This window comes from Rhodococcus sp. A14 (assembly GCF_011603105.1).
In the GTDB taxonomy this organism is placed as follows: domain Bacteria; phylum Actinomycetota; class Actinomycetes; order Mycobacteriales; family Mycobacteriaceae; genus Rhodococcus_F; species Rhodococcus_F opacus.
Window position 1 is genome coordinate 46,289 of the sequence record NZ_JAAOQS010000014.1, and the last position, 14,554, is coordinate 60,842.

A 14,554-nucleotide genomic window follows, 5' to 3' on the forward strand; every position below is an offset into this window, starting at 1 on the left:
GCACACACGAACGGGCCGCCGGTGGAAACCACCGGCGGCCCGTTGTCGTTCGACTACTGCCTTGTCTACTCCGAGTCTGCTGCGCCCGACTTGGCCAGGTCGACCGGAACCTCGTCGGGGACCGTGACCGGCTTCGTCTCGCCGCGGAACGTGAACTTCGCGTCCTCGCCCGCGCCTTCGCCGTCCCAGTTCTCGACGTCGACGTACACGATCTGACCGGGGCCGACCTCGCCGAAGAGAATCTTCTCCGACAGCTGGTCCTCGATCTCGCGCTGGATGGTGCGACGCAGCGGCCGCGCACCCAGGACCGGATCGAAGCCACGCTTGGCCAGCAGCGACTTGGCCTTGTCGGTGACCTCCATCGTCATGTCCTTGTTCTTCAAGGCCACCTCGACGCGTGCCACCATCAGGTCCACCATCTGAACGATCTGCTCGGTGGTGAGCTGGTGGAACACGACGATGTCGTCGATGCGGTTGAGGAACTCGGGACGGAAGTGCTTCTTCAGCTCGTCGTGGACCTTGAGCTTCATCCGCTCGTAGTTCGACTCGTCGCCCTTACCGGACGTGAAGCCGAGACCCACAGCCTTGGAGATGTCCGAGGTACCGAGGTTCGAGGTGAAGATGAGCACCGTGTTCTTGAAGTCCACGGTCCGGCCCTGACCGTCGGTGAGACGGCCGTCTTCGAGCACCTGCAGGAGCGTGTTGTAGATCTCCTGGTGTGCCTTCTCGATCTCGTCGAACAGCACCACGCTGAACGGCTTGCGGCGCACCTTCTCGGTGAGCTGGCCGCCCTCTTCGTAGCCGACGTAGCCGGGAGGGGCACCGAACAGCCGCGACGCGGTGAAGCGGTCGTGGAACTCACCCATGTCGATCTGGATGAGAGCGTCGTCCTCACCGAACAGGAAGTTGGCGAGCGACTTGGCCAGCTCGGTCTTACCGACACCGGACGGGCCGGCGAAGATGAACGAACCGGACGGACGCTTCGGGTCCTTCAGGCCGGCACGGGTACGACGGATGGCCTTGGCGACAGCCTTGACCGCGTCTTCCTGACCGATGATCCGCTTGTGCAGCTCCTCCTCCATGCGGAGCAGACGCGTGGTCTCCTCCTCGGTGAGCTTGAACACGGGGATGCCGGTCCAGTTACCCAGGACCTCGGCGATCTGCTCGTCGTCGACCTCGGCGATGACGTCCAGGTCACCGGAACGCCACTGCTTCTCCCGCTCTGCACGCTGAGCGACGAGGGTCTTCTCCTTGTCGCGCAGGTTCGCGGCCTTCTCGAAGTCCTGCGCGTCGATCGCGGACTCCTTCTCGCGGCGGGCGTCGGCGATCTTGTCGTCGAACTCGCGGAGGTCCGGCGGTGCGGTCATCCGGCGGATGCGCATCCGGGCTCCGGCCTCGTCGATGAGGTCGATGGCCTTGTCCGGCAGGAAGCGGTCGTTGATGTAGCGATCGGCCAGGGTGGCCGCGGCGACGAGTGCACCGTCCGTGATGGACACGCGGTGGTGCGCCTCGTAACGGTCGCGAAGACCCTTGAGGATCTCGATGGTGTGTTCCACCGTCGGCTCGCCGACCTGCACCGGCTGGAAGCGGCGCTCGAGTGCGGCGTCCTTCTCGATGTACTTGCGGTACTCGTCGAGGGTGGTGGCACCGATGGTCTGCAGCTCACCGCGGGCGAGCTTCGGCTTGAGGATCGAGGCCGCGTCGATGGCGCCCTCGGCCGCGCCTGCACCCACGAGGGTGTGCAGCTCGTCGATGAACAGGATGATGTCGCCGCGGGTGTTGATCTCCTTGAGGACCTTCTTCAGGCGCTCTTCGAAGTCACCGCGGTAACGGCTGCCGGCCACGAGCGACCCGAGGTCGAGCGTGTACAGCTGCTTGTCCTTGAGCGTCTCGGGGACCTCGCCGTTGACGATGGCCTGAGCGAGACCCTCGACGACGGCGGTCTTACCGACACCGGGCTCGCCGATCAGCACCGGGTTGTTCTTGGTACGGCGCGACAGCACCTGCATGACGCGCTCGATTTCCTTCGAGCGGCCGATGACGGGGTCGAGCTTGCCTTCGAGGGCGGCCTGGGTGAGGTTGCGACCGAACTGGTCGAGCACCAGCGACGTGGACGGGGTGCCCGCCTCGCCGCGAGTGCCGCCGGCCTCGGCCGGCTCCTTGCCTTGGTAGCCGGAGAGCAGCTGGATCACCTGCTGACGCACCCGATTGAGGTCGGCACCGAGCTTGACCAGCACCTGCGCTGCGACGCCTTCACCCTCGCGGATGAGGCCGAGCAGGATGTGCTCCGTACCGATGTAGTTGTGTCCGAGCTGCAGTGCCTCGCGCAGGCTGAGCTCCAGGACTTTTTTGGCACGCGGGGTGAAGGGGATGTGGCCGGACGGGGCCTGCTGGCCCTGGCCGATGATCTCCTCGACCTGGCTGCGCACTCCTTCGAGGGAGATGCCCAACGACTCCAGCGACTTGGCAGCGACACCTTCGCCCTCGTGAATGAGGCCGAGCAGGATGTGCTCCGTACCGATGTAGTTGTGGTTGAGCATCCTGGCTTCTTCTTGAGCCAGGACAACAACGCGCCGTGCGCGATCGGTGAACCTCTCGAACATCGCTCTCCCTCACACTTTCCGACGTGCAGTCACGAGACCGGGTGTCTCGTCCCTGTTCGCCGCGTTTCGCTCCGGCACTACAAGCAGATCGCCAGCGCCTGCTCCGAGGGCCGAAGGCCCCGAACCGACGAAGGTTCCACGACCCCAGCTATTACTCTAGTTGGCTGCCGATCGACCTGCTGCCCCTCCACCCCATTAGATGGACGAGCAGGCCTGCTTACCCGTATTTAACGCCCCAGCTCCGGCAATCGTTTCCCGTTCGCTGTACGCCTGGAGCGAACAGGCTCCGCGATGCCGATGTGGACCACCATTTCGTAGCCGCCGGGACTGGCTCGAATGGACACTTCTTTCCAGTTGTTCACCATCCAGACGTACCTGGACGGGACCCTGCGGGTACGTCGTGACCGTGGTGTCGCAGAAATGCGACAACCTCTTGCCCGCGAAGTTCGCGACCCGTTCCCCGAAGGAAGCGAGACCTGCGTGTCCGGACAGGGTATGTCGATGAGCTGTGAGTTCGCCACCCATACCTTTCCGCCGGCGTCGGCCGCCGTTACCCAGCGGGTTGCTCAAGACTCCCCCGGTAACCGGCTAGGAGGCGAGAAAGGGCTACCCCGCGACGGGGGCGACGAAACGGCACGGCACGTCGCGCGGGTGGGCGGGATCGAGCGCGTTGAGCACGAATCCGGCGGCCCGTGCCGAACCGGCGACGGCGACGTGGTCGGAGTAGTCCTGCTCGCAATCGTCCTGGACGACGATGTTCGTGGTGTTCGGACCCGGCTCGATGCCGCTCGTGTACGGGACGACCAGTTCGTCGTAGCGGGTGGCGATATTCGTGTACTCGATGCCGGGAACGTAGACCCCGTCCGCCCGCATGCGGTCGATGAACGCGGACCCCTGGAACATCTCGGGGCAGGCCCCACAGACGGGGAAACCTGCCGCCACCTCGTCGTCGATGCCGAGCGCCCGCATGGACCGCCCGACGCTGATCTGATCGTTGCCGTACGTTCCGTGCCACGGCGGTGCCAGTGACACGATCTTCGAGACCTTGTCTGCGCCGCCGAAGAACTTCACGTAGTTGTTCGCCTGCAGGGTGCCCTGGGAATGTCCGACGAGATCGACTTTCGAGGCCCCCGTGCTCGACAGCACCTGATCGACGAACGTGGCGATCTGAGCGGTGCCGGTGTCGATGGGAGTCATCCCGCCGATCGCATCGAGCGGCCACGGCAGTTCGGGGAAGTTGCCGTAGGTGAGGGAATACACGCAGTAGCCCTCGTTGGCGAGAAGCGGCGCGTATACCGCCCAGTTGGTCTGGCGTGCGCCTCCCGTCCCGTGGACGAGGACCACCGGTTCGGGATGCGCGTCACTCGGCACGCAGGACCAGTCGTTCGAACCCGGGGCCGAACCGCCCGGATTTCCCAATTCGAGGGGCACTCCGGCGAGGAAGGAATCCGGCACCGGATAGGTAGGCGCTGCGGACGCCACCCCGGACCACATCACGAACGCCAGGAACAGAATCACTGAAACGGTCACGCAGCGCCGCACAGCTACCCCCCGAACTTCCCGATTAACGGATCAGTGCGGGACGGTAACAGTCCAGGTCACGTCGCGGAGCGAATCAGCGAATTCGGTCCCCAGCTAACTTTCAGTTCGCCTTGTTGTAGGCGTCGATAATTTCCGCGGAGATACGCCCGCGCGCAGAAACCTTTTTGTTGTTCTTGCGCGCCCATTCCCGGATAGCGGCGCTCTGTTCCCGATCGACCGAAACTCGGGACTTGGTGGCGGCCGGAGCCGCCACGGTCTTGCCGCGCTTGCGCGAGCTCACCTTGCGCGCGTGGGAAACCCACACGTCGAGCTGCTCGCGCAATTTCGCCGCATTCTCCGAGGAAAGGTCGATCTCGTACTGAACACCGTCGAGTCCGAACTCGACCGTCTCGTCGGCAGACGCCTCTTGATCGACATCGTCGATCAGGGTGACAGTGACCTTCTTAGCCATGGGATGAAATTCCTCTCGAATGAAGCGACGTCTCATCGTCAACGTGAGCTACGACCCGGAGATAACCATACCCCTGTTCTTCCGATTCGGAATACGAGGAATGGATCGAATTTATCCGCGCGAATTCACCCTGGTGAATCAGCGAGTGGAAGGACGAACAATGGGAAAGAGGATTGTTTCGCGGATTCCCAATCCCGTCAAAGCCATGAGCAGACGGTCGATTCCCATTCCGGTACCGGTAGTCGGCGGCATTCCCTGCTCCATTGCGGCGAGGAATTCTTCGTCGAGGGCCATCGCCTCGTCGTCGCCGGCCGACGCGAGACGCGCCTGATCGACGAACCGCTCACGCTGGATGACCGGATCGACCAATTCCGAATAGCCCGTGGCCAACTCGAACCCGCGGATGTAGAGGTCCCACTTCTCGGTCACCCCGGCCTTGCTGCGGTGGTCACGAGTCAGCGGCGACGTCTCGACCGGGAAATCACGGACGAACGTCGGCTCGAACAACTGGTCGCCGCACTGGTGCTCCCACAGTTCCTCGACGAGCTTTCCGTGCCCGTACCCCTTGTCCTTGGGGACCTCCAGGCCTACCTTCTCGGCGAGCGCCAGTAAATCCTCGACGGTGCTATACGGAGTGACCTCGACACCGATCGCCTGCGACAGCGACGGGTACATCTCGAGGGTCTTCCATTCACCACTGAAGTCGTATTCGGTGCCGTCGGCGAGAGTGACGACCTGCGAACCGAAAGCGGCCTGCGCCACTTCCTGGACGAGTTCGCGGATCATGACGGCGGAATCGTCGTACGTGCCGTACGCCTCGTACGTCTCGAGCATCGCGAATTCCGGCGAGTGCGTCGAGTCGACACCCTCGTTGCGGAAATTCCGGTTGATCTCGAAGACCTTCTCGATACCGCCGACGACGCACCGCTTCAGGAACAGTTCGGGCGCGATACGGAGGTAGAGATCGATATCGAGGGCATTGGAACGCGTGATGAAGGGACGGGCCGCCGCGCCACCCGCCACCGTCTGCAGCATCGGCGTCTCGACCTCGAGGAACCCGCGACGCTCGAGCGCGTTCCGGAGCTCACGGACGACAGCCACCCGCTTACGCGCATTCTCCCGCGCCTCGGAGCGCACGATCAGATCGGCGTAGCGCTGCCGGACCCGCGACTCCTCGTTCATCTCCTTGTGCGCAACCGGCAGCGGCCGGAGCGACTTGGACGCGATCTGCCACGAATCGGCCATGACGCTCAGCTCACCGCGACGCGAACTGATCACCTCACCGTGCACGAACACGAAGTCACCGAGGTCGACATCGGCCTTCCACGAGGCCAGAGCGTCCTCCCCGACCGCGGCGAGACTGATCATCGCCTGCAGCTGGGTTCCGTCGCCTTCCTGCAGCGTCGCGAAGCACAACTTGCCCGTGTTGCGCACGAAGATCACCCGGCCGACGACGCCGACCTGGTCACCGGTGGCCGTGTCGGGCTCGAGTTCCGGGTACTTGGCCCGGATCTCCGCCAGCGAGTGGGTGCGCGCCACCGACACCGGGTACGCCTCGCGTCCCTCCGCGAGGATGCGCTCACGCTTCTCCTGGCGGATCCGAAGCTGCTCGGGGGTGTCGTCGACTGGCTGGGCTGCTACTTCACTCACGGGTCACCAGCCTAATCGACGCCCGCGCGTGCCCCTATTCAGAGGTCAGTGAGTTCAGAGGTCAGTGAGCCGAGACGGTGGCCAGCTCCCGCACGCAGTGCTGCGTGGCGATGAGGGAGCCCAGCAGTCCCGCCGCCTTGATCGCCTTGTACCCGCCGACGAGATCGGTCGCCTTGTGCAGACCCAGCTGCTGCAGCGCCGCCGCGGCGAGACTCGACGTGTAGCCCTCGGAGCAGACGATGATCCACTCGACGTCGTGGTCCACTGCCAGCGCCAGGTGCGCCGAGCTGGTGGGATCGCAACGCCACTCGAGAACGTTGCGTTCGATCGCGAGCGCACCGGGAAGCGTTCCCTCGATCGCTCGCTGCGCCTGCGGGCGGATGTCCACCACGATCGCGCCGCGAGCCACGGCCTCGGGCAGCTCGAATGCGTACATGCGGTCGATCTGGGTGCGGGCCTCTTCGAGCATCTGGTCGATGTTCACTTCGAACCACCCTCGGGGAGATCGGTGAGCTCGGTCCGGGTACGGCGCAGCGTGCCGTGGTCGGTGACCTCGTAATAGGACATGGCCGACAGCGGCGGCGAGTAGGCGTGCACGCTCAGCGTCGGCGTCACCACCTCCGCCCCCGGTGCGTCCGGCGCCCGCACGACGTCGTGAACCCAGCCGAGCGGGAACGAGGCCTGATCGCCTGCCTCGAGAGTGCGGTGACGCAGACGGTCACCCGCCCAACGGAACTCGGACAACGCGCCGCTGAGAACGGTGAGCGCGCCGAAAGAGCCTGCGTGGTCGTGCAATTCGGTGTTCAGGTCGGGAACCCAGCTGATCAGCCAGACGTCGACGTCGTCGTCCGAGTAGAGCCGGGTCGACCAGCGCTCGTGGGTGGGCCAGCTCTGCGGGAGCAGGACGTCGTGGCGGCCGTCGAGGACCTCGGAAGCACCCTGGTCGGTGATGCGCAGCAGGTCAGCCGGGCGAAGACGGGTGGGTACAGATGCAGAAGAATACGTTGCGAGCACGAGAGAGACTCCCAGAAGTGTGAATTGGTCAAGGCAGCGTTCAGCCTCGACAACACTCCTGAGCACTCGTGCAGAGATTCACGGGGACCATTCTGACATAACTTCCGCGAAGAGGGAACCCGTCACTCGAGCGGGCTGCGACGCGCCCCCCGGCGAGCCTGATTCCGCTCGTAGACCAGGCGCAGCCCTTCGAGCGTGAGATCCGGTTCGTGCTCGTCGACGGTTTCCGTCTCGGGCATGATCAGCGGCGCGCGGTCACCGGTCGCGATCACCACCACGTCGGAACCGGAGAAGGCGGGCAGTTCCTTGCGTACGCGGCGGACCAGCCCGTCGACGAGCCCGGCGAAACCGAACACCGCACCCGACTGCATGCACTCGACGGTGTTCTTGCCGACGACGGAGCGGGGACGCACCAGTTCGACCTTGCGCAGAGCCGCCGACTGCGACGCGAGTGCGTCCGAGGAGATCTCGAGGCCCGGCGCGATGGCGCCGCCGAGGAACTCACCCTTGGCGGACACGACGTCGACGCACGTGGACGTCCCGAAGTCGACCACGATGCACGGTGCGTCGTAGAGGTGATGCGCCGCAAGACTGTTCACGATCCGGTCGGCGCCCACCTCCTTGGGGTTGTCGACGAGCAGCGGAACACCGGTTCGCACCCCGGGTTCCACCAGCACGTGCGGGACGTGCCCCCAGTACCGCGTCAGCATCACGCGGATCTCCCGCAGCACCGACGGCACCGTCGACAGCGCGGACACACCGGTGATCTGATCGGTGTGCGCGCCGAGGAGCCCCCGGAAGATGAGGGCCAGCTCGTCGGCCGTCATCCTCGCGTCGGTGCGCATCCGCCAGTCCTGCACCAACTTCGAGTGTTCACCGGTACCGGTGAACAGTCCGAGAACGATGTTCGTGTTCCGGACGTCGACGGTGAGGAGCATGGGTTACACCAAACTGGATTCGCGCTCGGCGTCGAGCGTCGACAGCATGCGCGGGGTGATGAGACCGGAGCCCTCCGGCGCGTGCGCCGGGTCGGCACCGAGCTCGATCGGCGAGTTGGCGGCGTCGACGAACACGACGCGCGGCTCGTAGTCGCGCACCTCCTGCTCGTTCATGACGCCGTAGGCGATGAGGATGACGAGGTCGCCGGGCTTGACCAGATGCGCTGCCGCACCGTTGATCCCGATGACGCCACTTCCCCGCTCGCCGGCGATCACATAGGTTTCGAGCCGCGCGCCGTTGTCGATGTCGACGATGCACACCTGCTCGCCCTCGAGGAGGTCGGCGGCGTCCATCAGATCCTGGTCGACCGTCACCGAGCCCACGTAGTGCAGGTCGGCGTGTGTGACGGTGGCGCGGTGGATCTTCGACTTCATCATGGTGCGAAACATGTTCCGGTCCTTACTCTTCTAGCGGGAAAGAAGTTCTGTGGCCGCGCCCGACGGTGGTTCGGCGTCGCGTTCGAGGAAACCGGTGCCGACGGCGACACCGACGTTGTCGATCAATCGGGTGGTTCCGAGCTTGGCGGCGACGAGCAGCCGGCCGTCGCCTCGTTCGGGGGCGGGGCCGAGATCGACGCCCCGCACTTCGAGGTAGTCGACCTCCACCTCCGGGACGGAGGCCAGCACCTCGCGCGCGGTGGCCAGGATCGCCTCGGCGCCACCGGCCGCGGCGTGGGCGCCGGCGATGAGCGCCGCGGACAGTGCCGTCGCCGCGGTGCGCTGCGCCTCGTCGAGGTAGCGGTTGCGCGAGGACAGTGCCAGACCGTCGTGTTCACGCACCGTGGGCACGCCGAAGATCCGGACGTCGAAGTTCAGGTCGGTCACCATCTGCCGGATCAGCGTCAGCTGCTGGTAGTCCTTCTCGCCGAAATACGCGACGTTCGGCGCCGCGATCTGCAGCAGCTTGGCGACGACGGTGAGCATGCCCGCGAAGTGCGTCGGCCGGGACGCGCCCTCCAGCTCGGCACCCAGCGGTCCGGGATGGATCGTGGTCCGCGGTCCTGCCGGGTACATGGTGGCTGCGGTGGGCACGAACGCCAGCTCGACTCCGGCCTCGCGCAGCAGTTCGAGATCGGCGTCGAGGGTGCGCGGGTAGGCGTCGAGGTCTTCGCCGGCGCCGAACTGCAACGGGTTGACGAAGATCGAGACGATCACCACCGCGCCGGTGAGCTTGGCCTGCCGCACCAGTTCCAGGTGACCCGTGTGGAGGGCTCCCATCGTCGGCACGAGCGCGACCTGGCGGCCGACACCGCGGAGCGCCTTCGAGACCCGGGTCAGCACGTTCGGGTCGTGGTGCACGGTCAGTTCGCCGCGCTTGTATCCGCCCTGCAGATCGCTCACGGAACTCACCTCCGGTCTTCCAGGATTTCCAGCAGTTCAGGTGTCGCGCCGGCGCGTTGCGCCGACCTCAGAGACAGGGCACGGTAGCCGGCCGCGATCCGCGGATCGACCTCTTCGAGTACCCGCAGATGCGTGGCAACCGCTTCCGAATCGCCCCGCGCGACCGGCCCGGTCAGTGCCGACGGCCCGCGCCGCAGGGCGTTGTCGAGCGCCGCGGAGAGCAGCGGCTGGAGGACTCGTTCGGCCAGGCCGTTCGGATCGTCGCCGATCAGCTCCTGGCCGAGCAGTTCCTGGCCTTCGAGGGCGACGCGCAGCGCGGCCACGGCGTCGACGACGAGCGTCACCAGGTGGTTGCTGCCGTGCGCGAGAGCGGCGTGGTACAGCGGTCGCATGTCCTCGCGGACCCGGACGGGCTCGCCGCCGATCTCGAGGACCAGCGACTGTGCGATCGCGTAACCGATGTCGTCGGCGGCAGTGATGCCGAAACAGGCGGACGCGAGACGGACGGTGTCCTCGTCGTGCCCGGTGAACGTCATTGCGGGGTGAATCGCGAGCGGAACGACACCCTGCTCGGTGAGGGGGTCGAGGATCCCGATGCCGTTCGCGCCGGAGGTGTGCGCCACGATCGCGCGACTCGGCACCGCACGGGTGGAGGCCAACCCCGCGATCAGTGACGGCAGTTCGGCGTCGGGGACGGCGAGAATGAGCAGCTCGGAGCGGGCCGCGACCTCGGCCACCGGCAGAATCTCGGTCTCGGGGAGCCGGGTCCGTGCCCGGTGACGTGAAGCGTCGGAGACAGCCGAGCAGGCGACGACGACGTGACCCGCCCGCTCCAACGCGGCACCGATTGCTGTACCGACCCGGCCGGCGGAGACGATTCCTACCGTCAACCTCGCAGGCGCAGGGCCATTAGTGATCCCGAAAGAGGTCACCTTCGTCCTCTCGTTCGTTCCAGTCCCGCTCGGCGGGTACCAGACGTTCCAGGGTGAGGATAGCCCGGCTCGAACGCACCCCGCCATGCGCCGGCAGAGTGATATATGCCTCACACGATGCGGGTTGATCCTCGGGCGCGTCCGGCCTTACTCGGCCCGGCGACGCCGGCCACCGGTGCTCTGGCCGGTCCCGGATGCCGACTGCATGTTGGCCATGATCTCGGCGACGGACAGCCCGTTCGAGTGCGCACCCGACGGTTCGTCGTCCTCGGGCGCCCGACGGCGGCCCTGCCGCGCTTCGGGCTCTGCCTCAGCCTCTGCCTCTGCCTTTGAGTCGGGCTCGGGGACCGATTCGGGCTCGACCGGGGCGACAGGCTCCGGCTCGGGTGCCGGCCGGGTCTCGGCAACCGGCTCGGGCTCCGGTTCCGGTTCGACCTCGATCTCGGGTTCGGTCTGCCCGGCGTAGGCGGGTTCCACGATGGACGTCTCGGCGGTGACCGGATCGTCGTCCGGATTCGCGAAGTGGTGAGACGACTGGGCGGAACCGCTCTGATGCCCGGCCCCGGCGGCATGCCCTGCTCCCGGGATGTACAGGCCCGACGCAGCCGGCTGATAGCTGCTGTACGACCCGCCTGCGAGTTCCTGCACACGCGTCGAATCCGCCCGCAGCGCAATCCGTTCGGTCGGCATCGCGCCGTCGAACAGGGCCTCGAGATTCTTGCGGAGCGACGCGAGTTCGGCACGCAGCGCGGCGAGTTCTTCGGCGTCGGCGCGCACGTCGCTGCGCACCCGCTTCTCGACGGTGAGCTCGTATTCGCGCCGTGCCGAGATCTCCCGCTCGAGCTGCAACTCATAGACGGTCTGCAGGTCGTTGACCTTCGCCTTGTCGAGCGCCGACTCGCGCCGGTACTTCGTCATGGCGATGGCACCGACCGTGGCAGCCCACAGCGCGGCGACCAGGCCCACTCGCAGGAGTTGGACGCTGTCGCTGAAGATCAGGAAGAGGGACGCGATCACCGCAAGGGCGAGCAACCCCGCAACGATCATCTGGCTCGCGCTGCGCTTGTTGCGGCGCGCAGACTTGAGGCGACCAGGATTCGTCATGGTGCCAGGGTACTTGGCCGCGAAGGGTGCACCGCGCATTCCATCGGACCTGCGGCGATCCTCCATGTCCTCAATGCGCCGGCTCGTCCGAGGGGTCGTCGGGGGTGCGGCAGCAGTGTTCCAGCCACAGTGCCGCGCCGACGAGGGCCAGTGCGGCGACGAGGCCCACCCACGCGCCGGGAGTGTCCGAGCCCGCGGCCCGGAGCACCGAACGCTGCGGAAGCAGGTACAGCAGGAAGCCGCCCCACACCCCGGCCGTCGCGGCACCGACGAGCGCGGACGCCTTGGCGAGCGCCGCCACCCGGGCGGCGGTGATCGGGTGCAGCTGACGCGGTCCGTCGCCCACCTGATGGTTGCTGACCCGGGATCGCACCATGAACGCGAGCACGACCTCGATCAGCGCGACCGGATACAGCGACGCCCCGGCGTACACGGGAATCGGCGGAAACGAACCGTAGAACACACGGACCAGAATCCAGGTGGCGGCGACGGCGAGAGCGGCCAGGAACAGCAGATCCCAGATCCGGGTGGGTTTCATCGTGCCCGTCGGTTCCGGCTTCATCGCGACCGCCGGTCCAGAACGAGCTGCGTCCGGTGCACACCGGCGCGTTCCTCGTCGCCCAGCAGTGGCAGCAGCGCGTCCACCCGGGTCGTAGTCCCGTCGACCGGCAGCACGGCGTCGGGTTCGACGTCCAGCCACGGAATCAGCACGAAGGCACGCTCGTGCGCTCTCGGGTGCGGCAACGTCAGTTTCGGGTCGTCGCTGCGGACGTCGTCGCACGTGACGACGTCGACGTCGAGCGTGCGCGGGCCCCACCGTTCGATCCGCACCCGGTCGGCGGCAACCTCCAGTTCCTGCCCGCGCCGCAGCCAGCCGTAACCGTCGAGTGCGGGATCGTCGACGACGAGGACCGCGTTGAGGAAGTCCTGCTGCTCGACACCGCCCCACGGCGCCGTCGAATACACCGGAGAGACCGCCACGACCGCGTCGCCCAGACCGTCGAGAACGGACTGCAGATGGGCGAGGCTGTCGCCGACGTTCGACCCGATCGACAACACCGCGCGACTCATGGCCGCGACCTGTGCGCGACCACCGCGACGTCCGCGAAGGTCAGCGGGATCGGCGCGGACGGCTTGTGCAACACCACCTCGGTGCGCCGGACACGAGGGTCGGTCATCACCCCGTCCGCGATCTCCGCGGCGACGGTCTCGATGAGGTCCCGTGAGGGTCCCGCGACGATCGCGGCCGCGTGCTCGGCCAGTCCGCCGTAGTCGAGGGTGTCGTCGAGGTCGTCCGATGCGGCGGCGGGGGCGAGGTCCATCCAGACGGTGATGTCGACGTAGAAGTCCTGACCGTCCCGCTTCTCGTGTTCGAAGACGCCGTGATTGCCACGCACCTTCAAGCCGCGCAACTCGATTCGATCACTCACGTCCGGCTGCACCCTTTGCCCAGGCCTCGGCGACCGCGATGGCGTCGAGGGAACCCTGCGCGTCGTGCACGCGCACTCCCCACGCTCCGTGGGTGGCGGCGAGCGCCGAGACGACGGCGGTCGCGATCTCCCGGCCGGCGGGCGGGCGCGGTTCCCCGTCCGAATCCGCCAGCAGCGAACCCAGGAACCGCTTGCGGGACGCGCCGATCAGGACGGGGAATCCCAGCGCGTTGAACTCGGGCAGCGCCTTCAGCAGAGCCCAGTTGTGGTCGGCGTTCTTCGCGAATCCGAGACCCGGATCCAGCACCAGGGAACCCGGATCCACCCCGGCCTTCACGGCCAGGTCGACCTGGGTCATCAGTTCGTCCCGGACCTCACGGACCACGTCCTCGTAGTGGTCGGCGGTGCCGCGGTGCACGTAGTCGGCAGCCGAACGCCAGTGCATCAGGATCCACGGCACTCCGGCGTCCGCGACGACCGAGGCCATCGCCGCATCCGCACGGCCACCGGCGACGTCGTTGATGATCGACGCACCCGCCTCGATCGCGACCTCCGCGACCGACGCCCGCATCGTGTCCACGCTGACGCAGATGCCCTCGCCCACCAGGTCCGCGATCACAGGTGCGACGCGACCGGCTTCGACGTCGGGATCGACCCGCGCCGCGCCCGGCCGGGTGGACTCGCCGCCGACGTCGACGATGTCGACGCCGAGACGCTTCAGTTCCAGACCGCGCGCGAGCGCCGCGTCACGATCGAGGAAACGTCCGCCGTCGGAAAAGGAATCGGTGGTGACGTTCAGGACGCCCATCACCACGGTTCGGCCTGGCGCGGGCAACTCGATCACGGTCACTTCCGCAGAATAAGGTCCAGAGCCTCGGAACGTGAGGCCGCGCTGGACTGGAGCAGACCACGCACCGCGGAGGTGGTGGTACTCGCACCAGGCTTGCGGATCCCCCGCATCGCCATGCACAGGTGCTCGGCCTCGATGACCACGATCGCACCGCGCGGGTCCAGCTTGCGCATGACAGCGTCGGCGATCTGGCTGGTCAGACGCTCCTGCACCTGCGGACGCTTGGCGTACAGGTCGACCACGCGCGCCAGCTTCGACAGGCCGGTCACCTTGCCCGTCTTACCGGGGATGTACCCGACGTGGGCGACCCCGTGGAACGACACGAGATGGTGCTCACACGTGGAGTACAGCGGAATGTCGCGAACGAGCACCAGCTCCTGGTGCCCCTCGTCGAACGTCGTGTTCAGCACGGTGTCCGGGTCGGTGTAGAGGCCCGCGAAGACCTCGCGGTACGACCGCGCCACGCGGGCGGGCGTATCCCGGAGTCCGGGACGGTCCGGGTTTTCACCGATCGCGATCAGCAGTTCGCGCACCGCAGCTTCGGCACGCGGCTGATCGAACACCCGGCCTGTCTCGAGCGCCACGGGCTCACTACCGAGATGATTCACCGACAACCGAAACTCCTCCAGTACCGGGACC

Annotated in this window: 16 protein-coding genes; all 16 read right to left on the bottom strand. The window is 66.6% G+C overall.

Annotated elements, in window-relative coordinates:
• Positions 1-65: 65 nt before the first annotated feature.
• Entirely contained in the window at positions 66-2,603 is a 2,538-nt protein-coding gene (locus tag G9373_RS10680) for an ATP-dependent Clp protease ATP-binding subunit (RefSeq protein WP_005244954.1), read from the bottom strand.
• Positions 2,604-3,209: 606 nt separating this feature from the next.
• A complete protein-coding gene (locus G9373_RS10685; protein ID WP_043794042.1) occupies positions 3,210-4,145 on the bottom strand; it encodes an alpha/beta fold hydrolase in 936 nt (311 codons plus the stop codon).
• 100 nt (positions 4,146-4,245) lie between these two features.
• A complete protein-coding gene (locus G9373_RS10690) occupies positions 4,246-4,596 on the bottom strand; it encodes an Lsr2 family protein (RefSeq protein WP_005262159.1) in 351 nt (116 codons plus the stop codon).
• Positions 4,597-4,734: 138 nt separating this feature from the next.
• Entirely contained in the window at positions 4,735-6,246 is a 1,512-nt protein-coding gene (gene lysS / locus G9373_RS10695; RefSeq protein ID WP_167115083.1) for a lysine--tRNA ligase, read from the bottom strand.
• Between the two features lie 61 nt (positions 6,247-6,307).
• A complete protein-coding gene (locus G9373_RS10700) occupies positions 6,308-6,730 on the bottom strand; it encodes a rhodanese-like domain-containing protein (RefSeq protein ID WP_005244960.1) in 423 nt (140 codons plus the stop codon).
• Positions 6,727-7,260 (bottom strand): cysteine dioxygenase, encoded by a 534-nt coding sequence (locus G9373_RS10705; protein ID WP_005574778.1) that lies wholly within the window; start codon positions 7,258-7,260, stop codon positions 6,727-6,729. The genes G9373_RS10700 and G9373_RS10705 overlap by 4 nt, the downstream gene beginning before the upstream one ends.
• A gap of 122 nt (positions 7,261-7,382) precedes the next feature.
• Positions 7,383-8,198, bottom strand: coding sequence for a type III pantothenate kinase (locus G9373_RS10710; RefSeq protein ID WP_005244962.1), 816 nt, complete (start codon positions 8,196-8,198; stop codon positions 7,383-7,385).
• A 3-nt stretch (positions 8,199-8,201) separates the two neighbouring features.
• Complete coding sequence (gene panD, locus G9373_RS10715) at positions 8,202-8,648, bottom strand: aspartate 1-decarboxylase (RefSeq protein WP_005262154.1); 447 nt, start codon at positions 8,646-8,648, stop codon at positions 8,202-8,204.
• A gap of 18 nt (positions 8,649-8,666) precedes the next feature.
• Entirely contained in the window at positions 8,667-9,599 is a 933-nt protein-coding gene (panC, locus tag G9373_RS10720) for a pantoate--beta-alanine ligase (protein ID WP_054246599.1), read from the bottom strand.
• Between the two features lie 5 nt (positions 9,600-9,604).
• Positions 9,605-10,531, bottom strand: a complete 927-nt coding sequence (locus tag G9373_RS10725) for a DUF2520 domain-containing protein (RefSeq protein WP_037242324.1) — start codon at positions 10,529-10,531, stop codon at positions 9,605-9,607.
• 147 nt (positions 10,532-10,678) lie between these two features.
• Complete coding sequence (locus G9373_RS10730) at positions 10,679-11,635, bottom strand: DUF6779 domain-containing protein (RefSeq protein ID WP_206032032.1); 957 nt, start codon at positions 11,633-11,635, stop codon at positions 10,679-10,681.
• Between the two features lie 70 nt (positions 11,636-11,705).
• Entirely contained in the window at positions 11,706-12,173 is a 468-nt protein-coding gene (locus tag G9373_RS10735) for a DUF3180 domain-containing protein (RefSeq protein ID WP_182624050.1), read from the bottom strand.
• 20 nt (positions 12,174-12,193) lie between these two features.
• Positions 12,194-12,706 (bottom strand): 2-amino-4-hydroxy-6-hydroxymethyldihydropteridine diphosphokinase, encoded by a 513-nt coding sequence (gene folK / locus G9373_RS10740; RefSeq protein ID WP_167115089.1) that lies wholly within the window; start codon positions 12,704-12,706, stop codon positions 12,194-12,196.
• A complete protein-coding gene (gene folB / locus G9373_RS10745) occupies positions 12,703-13,065 on the bottom strand; it encodes a dihydroneopterin aldolase (protein WP_167115094.1) in 363 nt (120 codons plus the stop codon). The genes folK and folB overlap by 4 nt, the downstream gene beginning before the upstream one ends.
• Positions 13,058-13,915 (bottom strand): dihydropteroate synthase, encoded by an 858-nt coding sequence (gene folP, locus G9373_RS10750; RefSeq protein WP_210460482.1) that lies wholly within the window; start codon positions 13,913-13,915, stop codon positions 13,058-13,060. Before folP ends, folB begins: the two co-directional genes overlap by 8 nt.
• Complete coding sequence (gene folE, locus G9373_RS10755; RefSeq protein WP_025431746.1) at positions 13,912-14,529, bottom strand: GTP cyclohydrolase I FolE; 618 nt, start codon at positions 14,527-14,529, stop codon at positions 13,912-13,914. The genes folP and folE overlap by 4 nt, the downstream gene beginning before the upstream one ends.
• Between the last annotated feature and the right edge of the window lie 25 nt (positions 14,530-14,554).

Bases quoted from the DNA above. Each gene is read 5' to 3' on its own strand.
- G9373_RS10680 (WP_005244954.1), bottom strand. From the start codon at position 2,603: ATGTTCGAGAGGTTCACCGATCGCGCACGGCGCGTTGTTGTCCTGGCT.
- G9373_RS10690 (WP_005262159.1), bottom strand. From the start codon at position 4,596: ATGGCTAAGAAGGTCACTGTCACCCTGATCGACGATGTCGATCAAGAG.
- G9373_RS10710 (WP_005244962.1), bottom strand. From the start codon at position 8,198: ATGCTCCTCACCGTCGACGTCCGGAACACGAACATCGTTCTCGGACTG.
- panD (WP_005262154.1), bottom strand. From the start codon at position 8,648: ATGTTTCGCACCATGATGAAGTCGAAGATCCACCGCGCCACCGTCACA.
- G9373_RS10730 (WP_206032032.1), bottom strand. From the start codon at position 11,635: ATGACGAATCCTGGTCGCCTCAAGTCTGCGCGCCGCAACAAGCGCAGC.
- G9373_RS10735 (WP_182624050.1), bottom strand. From the start codon at position 12,173: ATGAAACCCACCCGGATCTGGGATCTGCTGTTCCTGGCCGCTCTCGCC.
- folK (WP_167115089.1), bottom strand. From the start codon at position 12,706: ATGAGTCGCGCGGTGTTGTCGATCGGGTCGAACGTCGGCGACAGCCTC.